This is a genomic window from Roseomonas indoligenes (genome assembly GCF_017813365.1).
Taxonomy (GTDB): Bacteria; Pseudomonadota; Alphaproteobacteria; order Acetobacterales; family Acetobacteraceae; genus Roseomonas; species Roseomonas indoligenes.
Window position 1 is genome coordinate 36927 of record NZ_JAGIZA010000005.1, and the last position, 11748, is coordinate 48674.

General features: G+C 72.8%; 12 protein-coding genes. 4 read left to right on the plus strand and 8 right to left on the minus strand.

Going from position 1 to position 11748, the window contains the following annotated elements:
* Positions 1 to 99: 99 nt before the first annotated feature.
* Positions 100 to 1017 carry a glycosyltransferase family 9 protein gene (locus J5Y10_RS09800; protein WP_209373114.1) on the minus strand — a complete coding sequence of 306 codons (918 nt, stop codon included), beginning with the start codon at positions 1015 to 1017 and terminating at the stop codon, positions 100 to 102.
* Entirely contained in the window at positions 1014 to 2141 is a 1128-nt protein-coding gene (locus J5Y10_RS09805) for a glycosyltransferase family 4 protein (RefSeq protein WP_209373116.1), read from the minus strand. Before J5Y10_RS09805 ends, J5Y10_RS09800 begins: the two co-directional genes overlap by 4 nt.
* An 85-nt stretch (positions 2142 to 2226) precedes the next feature.
* Here J5Y10_RS09805 and J5Y10_RS09810 point away from each other — a divergent pair, with 85 nt between their 5' ends.
* On the plus strand, positions 2227 to 2976 hold the full coding sequence (locus J5Y10_RS09810) for an alpha/beta hydrolase (protein WP_209373118.1): 750 nt from the start codon (positions 2227 to 2229) through the stop codon (positions 2974 to 2976).
* On the opposite strand, the gene J5Y10_RS09815 is transcribed toward J5Y10_RS09810, so the two are convergent.
* The 3 genes from J5Y10_RS09815 to J5Y10_RS09825 are packed head-to-tail and all read right to left on the minus strand — an operon-like array spanning position 2977 to position 5485.
* A complete protein-coding gene (locus J5Y10_RS09815; protein WP_209373120.1) occupies positions 2977 to 3969 on the minus strand; it encodes an SDR family oxidoreductase in 993 nt (330 codons plus the stop codon).
* Between the two features lie 59 nt (positions 3970 to 4028).
* On the minus strand, positions 4029 to 4763 hold the full coding sequence (locus J5Y10_RS09820) for an aspartate/glutamate racemase family protein (protein WP_209373121.1): 735 nt from the start codon (positions 4761 to 4763) through the stop codon (positions 4029 to 4031).
* A 5-nt stretch (positions 4764 to 4768) separates the two neighbouring features.
* Entirely contained in the window at positions 4769 to 5485 is a 717-nt protein-coding gene (locus tag J5Y10_RS09825; RefSeq protein WP_209373122.1) for a hypothetical protein, read from the minus strand.
* A gap of 112 nt (positions 5486 to 5597) precedes the next feature.
* Here J5Y10_RS09825 and J5Y10_RS09830 point away from each other — a divergent pair, with 112 nt between their 5' ends.
* The 3 genes from J5Y10_RS09830 to J5Y10_RS09840 all read left to right on the plus strand — a co-directional run bounded on the left by J5Y10_RS09830 (position 5598) and on the right by J5Y10_RS09840 (position 7443).
* On the plus strand, positions 5598 to 6761 hold the full coding sequence (locus J5Y10_RS09830; protein WP_209373123.1) for a M20/M25/M40 family metallo-hydrolase: 1164 nt from the start codon (positions 5598 to 5600) through the stop codon (positions 6759 to 6761).
* A gap of 35 nt (positions 6762 to 6796) precedes the next feature.
* The gene (locus tag J5Y10_RS09835; protein ID WP_209373124.1) at positions 6797 to 7111 is read left to right on the plus strand and encodes a hypothetical protein; all 315 of its coding nucleotides are present in this window, start codon (positions 6797 to 6799) and stop codon (positions 7109 to 7111) included.
* A gap of 89 nt (positions 7112 to 7200) precedes the next feature.
* Positions 7201 to 7443, plus strand: coding sequence for a hypothetical protein (locus J5Y10_RS09840; protein ID WP_209373125.1), 243 nt, complete (start codon positions 7201 to 7203; stop codon positions 7441 to 7443).
* Here the strand turns inward: J5Y10_RS09840 and J5Y10_RS09845 are convergent.
* The 3 genes from J5Y10_RS09845 to J5Y10_RS09855 are packed head-to-tail and all read right to left on the minus strand — an operon-like array spanning position 7440 to position 11655.
* Positions 7440 to 7958 (minus strand): 2'-5' RNA ligase family protein, encoded by a 519-nt coding sequence (locus J5Y10_RS09845; protein ID WP_245214515.1) that lies wholly within the window; start codon positions 7956 to 7958, stop codon positions 7440 to 7442. The genes J5Y10_RS09840 and J5Y10_RS09845 overlap by 4 nt on opposite strands.
* Positions 7958 to 10129 carry a glucans biosynthesis glucosyltransferase MdoH gene (gene mdoH / locus J5Y10_RS09850; RefSeq protein WP_209373126.1) on the minus strand — a complete coding sequence of 724 codons (2172 nt, stop codon included), beginning with the start codon at positions 10127 to 10129 and terminating at the stop codon, positions 7958 to 7960. Before mdoH ends, J5Y10_RS09845 begins: the two co-directional genes overlap by 1 nt.
* Positions 10105 to 11655, minus strand: coding sequence for an OpgD/OpgG family glucan biosynthesis protein (locus J5Y10_RS09855; protein WP_245214516.1), 1551 nt, complete (start codon positions 11653 to 11655; stop codon positions 10105 to 10107). Before J5Y10_RS09855 ends, mdoH begins: the two co-directional genes overlap by 25 nt.
* Between the last annotated feature and the right edge of the window lie 93 nt (positions 11656 to 11748).

The window sequence follows — 11748 nt, forward strand, 5'->3', positions numbered from 1 at the left end:
GTTGGACGTTCGATTCCGGCGCGCATCTCGGCACCGGGCGAAGCGGGACGCAAGGGAGCCCGCACTCCACATCCGCCCCCGCGGGCCCGGAACTGCCGCCTAAGACGGCAGGCGGAGGAGGGCGCGCGCGGATTCTGCCACCCGATCGGGCGCCAGCGCCGAGAGGGGTTCCTGCCGCAGGAAGGTGGCGGCGGGGCCGCGCGGCGCGCAGCGAGCCGGGTCGCTCTCCTCCCCGAACAGGGCGAGGGTGGGGCAGCCGGCTGCCGCGGCCAGGTGGGTGGGACCTGTGTCATTCCCAACCGCGACCGCCGCCCGGCGCGCGATCGCCGCCAGTTCGAAGAGGCTGGTGCGCCCGGTCAGGTCCAGCGTTCCCGGCGCCTCGGCCCGGATGGCTTCGGCCAGTGGCCGTTCGCCGGCGCCGCCCGCCACCACGGCGGGAAGGCCGAGCCGCGTGGCGAGTTCCGGGAAGTGCGGCCAACGCTTGCCCGGCCGGGACGGGCTGGCGCCCGGGATCAGCAGGGCGAAGCGCGGCGGCAGGGCGGCGGAGGAGAGTTCCGCATCGAGCCAGCCCAGCTCCGGCAGGGGGAAGGTGGAGATCCCTGCCATCTCCAGCTGCTCGTGCTGCCGATCCACCGTGTGCATCGCGTTGCGGTGCGGGTTGGCATGCGGGTGGCTCGCCCCCCGCGCCACCCCCGACCACTCCGCGCCGAGCCCCACGAACCAGCGATAGCGTGAGGAGCGCGGCGAGGTCTGGAGGTCGTAGACACGCTCGAAGCGCCCGGCCCGCAGCCTCCGGAACAGGGAGAACTGCGTCCGAAAATCCGTGTAGCGCGGCCGTCCTTCCGGCCACACCTCGTCGAACCAGGGGCTGCGCCGGGCCAGGTCCGCGAAGGGAGGCGTGGTCAGAAGGGTGATGCGGGCGCCGGGATGGTGCGCTCGGATGGCGGCGAATGGCCCGAAGGCCTGCACGAAGTCACCGAGCGCCCCGAGCTTGATGACGAGCACCCGGTCGCTCATGCCAGTTCCCGGTAAACGGCCAGGGTCGCTTCCTGCATGGCCCGCGTGGTGTAGCGCGAGAGCACGGCGGCCCGGGCCGACTCCCCGACCGCGTCCCGCGCGTCCCGCGGCATCGTCAGCACCCGCGCGATAGCGGCGGCCAGGGCGGCCGGATCGCCGGGCGGGACGCGCCAGCCCGTCACCCCCTCCTCCACCGTCTCGCGCGGTGCGCCGAGATCGGAGGCGATAACGGGTCGGCGCATGGCCTGGGCCTCAATCACCGTCCGGCCGAAGGCTTCGGCGTCCGTGCTGGCATGGACCACGATATCGGCCAGGGCCAGGGCGGCCGGCATGTCCGCCACCGGCCCGGGAAGGCGCACCGTCGCGCCGCTCTCCGCCGCCAGCGCCTCCAGTTCCGCCCGGTAGGCTTCCCGCCCCTGGGCGTCGCCGGCCAGCACCACGAGGGGGCGCGGCTCCTCCAGCATCCTCACGGCGCGCAGCAGGACACTCTGGCCCTTCCAGCGCGTCAGCCGCGCAGGCAGCAGGATAAGCGGGCGATCGTTCGGCACTCCCCACGCGCGGCGCAGCGCGTCGATGCGGGACGGCTCGATCGCCACAGGATCGAAATACGCGGGGTCCACGCCGCGCGGGATCACGCGCAGCCGGTCAGGCCCGACCCCGTGCCGCGCACGGACGAGGTCGGCGATGTGGTCGCTGATCGCGATCACCCGATCCCCCCGCGCCATGACGGAGTTGTAGAGGCGCTTGCCCGGAAAGCCCTCGTTGTAGCTGCCGTGATACGTCGCGACGAAGCGCGCCCCCGTCGCCCGCGCCGCCATCAGCGCGGACCAGGCGGGGAAACGGCTGCGCGCGTGAACGATCCCTATGCCCTCCGCCCGGATGAGGCGCGAGAGGGTAACGGCGCCGGCGAGGAGCGCCGCAGGGTTCTTCCGATCCAGCGGAAGGGTGACGTGCCGCGCGCCCGCCGCCTCCAGCTCCGCCACCATCGGCCCGCCGGCCGAGGCGACGACCGCACGCCCACCGGCCTCAGCGATCGCGCGGGCAATTTCTACGGTGCCCCGCTCCACCCCGCCCTGGCCCAGGGCGGGAAGCACCTGCAGGATGGCGGGCGGAGGGGCTGGCATGGCCACCGCCCCTTACCGCGCGACGGCGGCTCCGTCACGCGGTGGCGGGTTGTCCACCACCGGCCGCTAGGGCTAGGCCAGCGGCATGAACGAGACCCGCGGCAACCTCACCCGCCCCGACGGCACTCTCCTCGCCTGGGCAGCCCTGCCCGGGACGGGACCGGCGGTGGTCTTCCTCGGAGGCTTCCGCTCGGACATGGAGGGCTCCAAGGCAGTTCACCTGCGGGACCATTGCGCCGAGCGGGGCCGTGCCTTCCTGCGGCTGGACTATTCCGGTCACGGCATCAGCGGCGGCGCCTTCGAGGACGGCACCATTGGCATCTGGGCGGAGGACGCCGCTCAGGTGATCGAGGCGCGGGCGCCGGGACCCCTGGTCCTGGTCGGCTCCTCGATGGGGGGATGGATCGCGCTGCTCCTGGCCCAGCGCTGGGGGGCGGGACGCGTGAAGGGCCTGGTCGGCATCGCGGCGGCGCCGGACTTCACCGAGGCACTGATGCCCGGCGAGTTCACGGAAGCGGATCGCGAGGCGCTGGCGAGCGACGGGGTGCTGCGGCGCCCCTCCCAGTACGGCGAGGCTATCCCGATCACCCGCCGCCTGCTCGAGGACGGCCGCAACCACCTGCTCCTGCCCGGCCCCATCGCTTACGAAGGCCCGGTGCGGCTGCTGCAGGGCATGGCGGACCCGGACGTGCCCTGGCGCCACGCGCTGCGGATCGTGGAGGCGCTTCCAGGTCCAGACACGGTGCTGACACTGGTCAAGGACGGCGACCACCGCCTGTCCCGCCCGCAGGACCTAGCCCTTCTCTCGCGGGAGTTGGAGGCCCTGCCGGCCTGATCAGCGGCGCAGGTGCCGGATGATGGCGCCGAACCCGACCGCGGCCGCCAGCGCCCCCAGCCAGAAAACGTCGCGCTGGCGGCTGGTGAAAACCTCCCATGTCGTCGTCCGGGGCTGGCGATCGTCGAAGCGCCCATGCGCGCCGTAGGGGCCGGGCACCGGCTCGAACAGGTTTGCCGGCGCGTCCGCCGCCTGGGGCTCCTCCGTCAGCTGTCCGCTGTAGCCGGTGCGGGCGAGGTAGCGGTCCACCAGCCCCGGCGCGATCCGGTCCACCGCGATGGTGACGATCGTGGGCAGGCCGAGCCAGACCTGCCGGCGGCGATGCGTGGCCGCGTAGACGATGGCGGCGGCGGCAACCTCAGGCTGGTAGATGGGCGCAACGGGCTGCGCCTTCCGCCCCATCTTGTTCAGCGACCAGTCGAACTGCGGGGTATTGCAGGCCGGCAGGTCCACGGTGGTGACATGGACCTTGCTGCCGTCGTGGATCAATTCGGACCGCAGGGAATCCGTGAAGCCGCGCGTCGCGAACTTGGCGCCGCAATAGGCGGCCTGCAGCGGGATCGCGCGATAGGCGAGCGCGGAGCCGACATTGACGATGGTGCCGCGGTCGCGTGGGCGCATCCGCTTCAGCGCCGCCATCATCCCGTGCACCTGGCCGAGATAGGTGACCTGGGTGGCGCGCAGCACCTCCTCCGGCGTGAGTTCGGAGACCGGCGCAAAGACCGTCGCCATGGCGACGTTCACCCAGACGTCGATCGGGCCCATCTCATGCTCCGCCTGCTCCGCCGCCGCTTCCACGGCCGCGGCATCGGCCACGTCGGTCGGCACCGGCAGGACGCGCACACCCAGCGACCGCAACTCCTCCGCCGCACTCCCAAGCCGGCCGGGATCCCGGGAGAGCAGGGCCAGGTCATAGCCCTGGCGCGCGAAGGCCGTCGCGGTGGCCCGCCCGATGCCGGCCCCTGCCCCAGTAACGACGACGACCTTGCCCATGGGCTCCACCTCCACCTGAGCGAGCGCAACGCGCCGCGCCGGGCCAGGTTCGGGCCGCGCTAATCTCCCCGCAGCAGCGCTGCCAGCGCCGGCGAGAGACCGGTGGATTCCCGGCCGCGCACCGGGGCCAGCGGCCCCTGGCGGGCGCGGGCGGGCCCGATCGCCGCCAGGGCCTCGGCCATCCGCACGCCGCAGGCCATTCCGTCCAGCAGCGGCACGGGGGAGGCGTCCCGCAGCGCCCGTTCCATCCCCGCCAGAGCCGCGCCGCCGAGCACGACGGCATCCGCCCCGCCCGCGACCAGCCGCGCCACGCCCTCACCCACCGCGCGGACCGCGCCTTCGGCGTCCACCATCGCCCGTTGCGGCGTGAAATCCACGCCGACCAGGCCGGCGCAGCGCGAGGTCAGGCCGTGGTTGTCGATGAGGCGGCGGTAGGACTCCGTCCCTCCGAAGGTCACCAGCCCGAAGCGGTTGCCGAGCATGCAGGCGGCGAAGCAGGCCGCCTCCGTCATGCCCACCACCGGGCAGGGCATCAGCTGCCGCGCCGCCTCCAGTGCCGTGTCCAGCGAGACGGCGAGCACCACGGCATCCACTTTCCCCGCATGCTCCGCGAGCAGGTCCAGGATGCCGTGCGCCGCGATCGCGTTCTCCAGCCCGGAGGAGATCACGGCCGGCCCGAAGCGCGGCGTGCCCGGCACGATCTCAACGCCCGGCGAGGCGGCGGCGCGCGCGGCCTCCGCGCAGCGCGCGGTGATGGCTTCGGTGGTGTTCGCGTTGGCGACGAGGATTCGCATGGAGGCTAGCGGAGCCCGGCGAAGCCCGGGCTGTCCAGGCGGGAGGGTTCCTCCCTGGCGGCCGCCATGGCCGCACCGGGCAGCCGGTCCACCCAGACGAGGAAGGGGTTGAAGGCCAGGATGTCCCCGCCGCGCAGGCTGAGGGTCAGCGGCTCGCCCAGCGCCTCGGCAATGGCGGCGGGCACCCGGTCCTCGGGCAGGGCGGCATCGTCCCAGCGCGCGGCGAAGACGCCACCCTCATAGGAGAAGACGGGCAGGGCCGGCTCCCCACGCGCCTCGTAAAGGGCCGCCAGTCCGGGACGGTCCGCCCGAAGCAAGGCGTTGTGGATGCAGGCCGCCGAGCGCAGGCGCGCGACGGCGGGCTCGGCCACGCGCAGCAGCAGCGCGTCGCAGGCTTCCGTGTGGCGGTTGCCCATGGCGGGCGCAGGCGAGACGGCCTGCCCGAGCCGGGAAGCCAGGGCGCGCAGCGGCGCCTCCGCGTCGCCCGAGGGAGGAAGGCCGCGCAGGAGGGCGAAGCCGCGGCCGTGGTCCAGCCGGCTCCGCAGCTCCTGGGCCAGGGCGTCCAGAAGCGGGGTGGCGCCGCCGGGCGCAGCGAGTTCGGCGGCGTGATCCGCGCCCAGCGGGATCATCTGCTCGTTCGGGGCCAGTTCCGCCGCGGACCAGAGGATGGGGCCGGCCAGCGGCACCAGGCGCCGCGGGGCGATGTTCAGGGGATCACTCATCCCCGCCAGGGTAGCGCCCCGGACGGCCGGCGCAAAAACATGGCGCAACTCTTCACCCCCGCGCGGCGGCGGCGCAGGCTGTCCCCCCCCGCCCAGGAAAGGACCGCTCGCCATGGATGCCCTGCCCTCCCACCCCGGCCTGGACCTGCCCTTCGATGCGGAGGCCATCCTCGGCCGGCTGCGTCCATGGGTGGAGTGCGAGAGCCCGACCTTCGACGCCGCCGCCGTGAACCGCATGATGGACCTGGCCGCGCGGGACCTGGCGATGATGGGGGCCCGGATCGACCGCATCCCCGGCCGCATGGGATTCGGCGGCTGCGTGCGCGCCCGTTTCCCGCACGCCGATGGCGATGCCCCCGGCATTCTCGTCCTCGCCCACCTGGACACGGTGCATCCGCTGGGCACGCTGGAGGTCCTGCCCTTCCGGCGGCAGGACGGGCGCTGCTACGGCCCGGGCATCTGCGACATGAAAGGCGGCACGCTGCTGGCGCTGGAGGCGATCCGGGAGCTCGCACGCGCCGGTATCGCCACCTCCCGCCCCGTCACGGTGCTGCTGACGCCGGACGAGGAGGTGGGCACCCCTTCCACCCGCGACGTGATCGAGGCCGAGGCGGCGCGCCACGCCGTGGTGCTGGTGCCGGAGCCCGGGAGGCCGACCGATGAGGCGAGCCCCATGGGCGGCGTGGTCACCGGCCGCTACGCCATCGCCCGCTTCAACCTGCGGACCACCGGCCGCCCCAGCCATGCCGGCGCGCGCCTGTCCGACGGTAGGTCCGCCATCCGGGAGATGTGCCGGCAGATCCTGGCGATCGAGGCCATGACGACGGAGGCCGCCACCTATTCCGTCGGCGTGATCCAGGGCGGGCAGTGGGTGAACTGCGTGGCCACCCATTGCGACGCCGAGGCGCTGAGCATGGCCAAGCGCCAGGCGGACCTGGACGAGGCGGTGGAGCGGATGCTCGCGCTGAAGGCGAGCGCGTCGGACGTGCTGGTGGAGGTGCACCGCGGCGTCACCCGCCCGGTCTGGGAGCCCGACGAAGGGGCGATAAAGCTTTACGAGGGCGCCCGGGCTCTCGCCGCCCGGCTCGGCCACCCCCTTCCGCATGAGAGCGCCGGGGGCGGCTCGGACGGCAATTTCACCGGCGCGCTGGGAATCCCAACGCTGGACGGGTTGGGCGTGCTCGGCGCTGGGTACCACACCCTCGGCGAATACATTCGCGAGGACAGTCTCGTGCCGAGGGCGAAGCTGCTCGCTGGTCTCCTCGCGAGCGTCTGACGGAACGGGCGGGGCAGGTGGGTGTTAGGGCGGGCATGACCAGCCGTTCGGTCCGCCTCCTCGCTCTTCCCGGCACCTTCGCCGGCCTGCTCCTCACCGCCACGTCGGATGCCCGGGCCCAATCCATCTTCGAGACCAGCCGTGCCCCCGCCGGCGGCGCGACCGGCGCCGAGTCGCGCGGCGACTGGACCATGGGCCAGGCGCCGACCTCCGATTTCGATCGCCAGGGCATGCCGGTCGGCCGCGACGGGCGCCCGCTGACCCGCGCCGAGATCATCCGGCGCCGCTCGGCCGCCGCAATGGCGGAGGAGCGTCGCGAGGCGGCGAGGACGCGCGCGGGCCGATCCTGAAACGGCGCATCAGGAAAAACGGGAACGGTCCTTGCGCGAGACGTTCCGTCGCGCAATCAATCCGCCGTCTCATGCAGAGAGGCATGTCCATGAAGAAGCGTTTCGCCCTTGCCATCCTCGCCCTCGGCGGAATGGCCGCCGCGGGTTCTGCCATGGCTCAGGGGGCTACGGGGTCGATCTCGCGTCCCGGCTGGTCCCGCGGGCAGGCGCCGAGTTCCGACTTCAACGCCCAGGGGACGCCGCTCTCGCGCAACGAGGCGGTCCGCCAGCGCGCCGCCGCTGCCCGGGGCCAGGCGGCACCGGCCCAACCGCGCCGCCGCACCCGCCGCTAGGCGGCCCGTCCCAAGAATGGGAATTCGGCGGTAGCCTCCCAGGGGCCTCCGCGGTAGTGCCAGAGCAGCAGCCCCTCGCCGCGCGCCTCCCAAGGCTCGAATCCCGCGGCCATTTGCGCCTGGAGTGCTCGCGCAGCCTCGGGCGCCACCTTGTTCTGCACGGTGACGTGCGGGCGGAAGCCGCCCGCGTCCTGCGGCGTCAGCCATTCCCGCCAGTGCGAGGCCAGGAAGCGCCGCAGGGCGACCAGCGCCGGTCCCTCGACCTCCAGCGCCACGCCGCGGCCCAGAGAGCGCGTGCCTGTGATCCGTAGCGGGATCGGCGGGGTCCCGGCGCAGGCGACGCGCAGGTTCTCCTCGATCTCCGCCCGCCCTGCACCGGGAAGAGCGTGAAACAGGGTGAGATGCGCGGGGATATGGTTCCGCTCCGGCGGAAAATGGGCACGGCGCAGCCTGTCCAGGCGCGCGAAGGACAGGTCGTCGAAGCGCAGTGTCAGGATGAGCGGCGCCGCGTCCATCAGCGCACCGGCAGGGCGAGCAGCGCGTCGAGCCCGGCCGGGTCGGCCAGCAGCGCGGCCTTCTCGGCCCGGGTCAGTGCCGCCAGCGCCTCCTCGGCGGAACCGGCGGCGGCCACGCGCGCCCGGCCCATGACAAGGCTGGCATCCAGCGCATTCGGCCGTGCCGGCCCGGGGGGAGGCAGCATGGCGCGGTGGGCGGAAAGCAGGGCGGGATCGGCGCGAAGCCGTGCCAGCGCCTCGCCCTCCGGCGCCAGCGCCTCCCATTCCGCACGAAGAGCGAGGGTACGGCTCAGGATCGACGGGGGGTCACGCTCCTCCGGGATCAGCAGCAGGCCGGCGCGGCGCAGCCCCTGTCCCGCTCCCCGCTTCGCGGTCCAGGCCGCGAGCGGGATCGCGAGGGCGAGCCCAACCACCACGGGCGACATCCAGGCCGCGAGATAGGGCGAGACGAGGAAGGCCGCGACGCCGAAGGCGAGCCCGAAAGCCGTGTGCCGCCAGTAGAGACGCGCCACCTGCCCCATTGGCAGGCTGCCATCGTCCCGCGTCTGCGCGGACCAGCCGGAATCCCGCCCGCGCAGGATGGAGAACACGTCCACGGACTGCGTGAGCATCGTCACCGGGGCCAGCAGGCCCGCCAGCACCGTCTCGACGACCATGCTGACCAGGGCGCGCAAGCCGCCGCCATGGCCGCGCCGCCACGGGCCGTTCAGCAGCATCGCGCCCCAGGCCAGGAGCTTCGGCACTAGCAGCAGCCCCATCGTGCCAATGAAGACCCACTTCGCGCGGACCGGATCGACAACCGGCCAGTTCGGGAACAGCGCGGGTCCCTGGGGAAAGTACACGGGCAGGACGAAGCGTGCCTGCAGCGCCAGCAGCACGCCGGCGAGGAGAAAGAGAAGCCAGAGCGGTGCCGTGATGTAGGACCCGATCCCGACCAGCAGGTGGGAACGGGAAACGGGATGCAGCCCGCGCGTCGGCAGCACCGCCATGTGCTGCAGGTTCCCCTGGCACCAGCGCCGATCGCGGATCGCGAGATCGGAGAGCGCCGGCGGGCTTTCCTCGTAGCTGCCCTGGAGGGCCGGGATGAAATGGATGGCCCATCCCTGGCGCCGCATCAGCGCGGCCTCCACGAAGTCGTGACTCATGATCGTGCCGCCGAAGGGCTTGCGGCCGGGCAGGTGGGGCAACCCCGCCGCCTCGGCGAACGCCGCCGTGCGGATCATGGCGTTGTGGCCCCAGTAATTCCCCTCCGCCCCGTGCCAGAAGGCGATGCCGTGCGCGATCACCGGCCCATAGAGCCGCCCGGCGAACTGCTGCATCCGCGCGAAGAGGGAGCGGCCGTTCACGATCACGGGCAGGCTCTGGATCAGCCCCACGCCGGGATGCGCCTCCATGGCGGCGGCAAGGCGGATCAGCGCCTCGGCCGACATCACGCTGTCCGCGTCCAGGATCAGGAATTGCGGATAGGCGCCGCCGAAGCGCCGCACCCAGTCCGCGATATTGCCGGCCTTTCGGTCAGTGTTCTTCGCGCGGCGCCGGTAGAAGATCCGCGCCCGCTCCCCCGCCCGGGCGCGGAGCGCCAGGAACGCGTCCTCCTCGCGCGCCCAGGCATCGGGATCGGTGGTGTCGCTGAGGATGAAGATGTCGAACGCATCCGCCGCGCCCGCCTCGCGCAGCGCCGCCTCCATGGCCTCAAGGCCGGCCAGCACGCGGCGCGGGTCCTCGTTGTAGACGGGCATGAGGAGTGCGGTGCGGCCGGTAAGGGCGGGAAGCGGCGCTTCGGGGTCGATGCCCAGCCCCCTGCCCCCGCCGAGTGCCGTGCTCACCGCGCCGCAAAGGCTGGAGACGAAGGAAAGGGCAATCCAGGCGAAGAGCGGCACGAAAAGCACCAGCACCACCACGCCGGGCGTGAGGGGGGTTGTGACGTCCAGCACCAGCGCCATCTCGCGCGTGCCGAAGATCGTCAGCAGGATCGCCGCGCCGAAGACGAACAGCCTGCGCCACGCCATGCCACGCGGCGCGGTGTCCGGCCGGCGCGCGCGGGGCGGTCGCGCGCGCAGGTCCTGGACGGGCATGTCCAGCGGCACCTCCGGCGGCAGGGCGGCGAGGCGGCCGGGAAGCATCCCGGGGGCCGTGGCGGGGCGGGTCAGGGTGTCCAGCGGAACAGCCATGTCTCAGTCAGCGGGCCGGCATTGTTCTTGAGCAGGGCGCGCAGCTCGACGAGCTTTTCCCCGCCGGGGACCAGTTCGAACGAAAGGCGCCAGCCCTCCGTCTCTGGGTTGCGCTGCAGCACGGCGTTCTCGATCCGCCCGGTGCTGGCGGTCACGTCCAGCACCGGCATCTCGCCTGCCGGCAAGGCCGCCAGCCGTCCGCCGGCCGCCTCCAGGACAAAGAGGCGTGTGCCCTGCACCGATGGCTTCGCACCCTGGCGCCCGCCGGTGAACTGCGCGGGCGGCGGGGTGTTGGGCGCGCCGAAGGCCGCACCGCCGGTCCAGTGCAGGCGGTAGACGTAACTATATTCCTGGCCGGGCTTCAGCGGCACCTTGGGGCGCCAGAAGGCGGCGATGTTGTCGTGGATCTCCTCCCGCGTCGGGATTTCCACCAGATGCACCGCGCCTTCGCCCCAGTCGCCGATCGGCTCCACCCAGGCCCCGGGCCGGCGCTCGTAATGCGCTTCCAGGTCGAGGTAGTCGCGGAAGCTGCGGGCGCGCTGCATCAGGCCGAAGGCGCGCGGATTGACGTCACCGAAGACGCTGATTTGCAGCTCACGCGGGTTCGCCAGCGGCCGCCAGATCGCCTCGCCGCGGCCGGTCGAGAGCATCAGCCCGTCGGAGTCGTGCACGGCCGGGCGGTAGTCGTCCGCCCCAACATGGTCGAGCGCGGAGTGCAGGAACATGCTCGTCAGCGGCGCCACGCCGACGGTCGGCATCTCGACCCTCGGATAGAGGCGGGATTCGACGTCGAACACCGTCTCCTCGCCCGGGCGGATGGTGAAGCGGAAGGCGCCGGTCGTGCTCGGGCTGTCCAGCAGCGCGTGGACCACGGTGGAATTCACCCCAGCGCGCGGCCGCTCCAGCCAGAAGGCGCGGAAGAGCGGGAACTCCTCCCCGGACCGCTCCGCCGTTGCGATCGCCAGGCCGCGAGCCGAGAGGCCGTAGACATGACCCTTGCCGATGGCACGGAAGTAGGAGGCGCCGACAAAGGCGGCCACCTCGTCGTAGTGGTCCTGCCGGTTCATCGGGTTGGTGAGCCGGAAGCCCGCGAAGCCGAGATCGGGCGCCTGGATGGGCGGGGCGCCGCCGAGTTCCGACAAGGTGAAGGCGGTCGGGTCGTAGGGGATCGGCGTCGCCCGGCCGTCGGCCACCTCGAAGAGGCCGACCTTCGCCTTGAACAGGAAGCCCCGGTGGAAGGGCTGCATCTGGAAGGGCAATCCTTCCGCCCGCCACATGGCCCGTTGCGGAGCGAAGCGGATGGTTCGGTAGGCGTCGTAGCTCAGATCCGCGAAGGGGGCGGGCAGCCGCTCATCCGGCGCGGCATAGGGCTTGGCGGCCAACTCGCGCGCCATGGTGCGGACGGTGGTGTCGTCGAAGGGGCGCACGGGGTCGTCCGCGGCCTCCGCGCGCTCGTAGAGCGTGCCGGGAATGCGGGGCATGAGCCCGGCCATGGCCAGTCCGGCGATCAGGGCGCGGCGGTGCAAGAGGATCTCCTAAAGGGGGCGCCTTAACGAAGGTTGGGCGTCGGGCCTAGAACGGGGTGGGCGGGGATGGTTTCCTCTCGCACTGCAATGTGG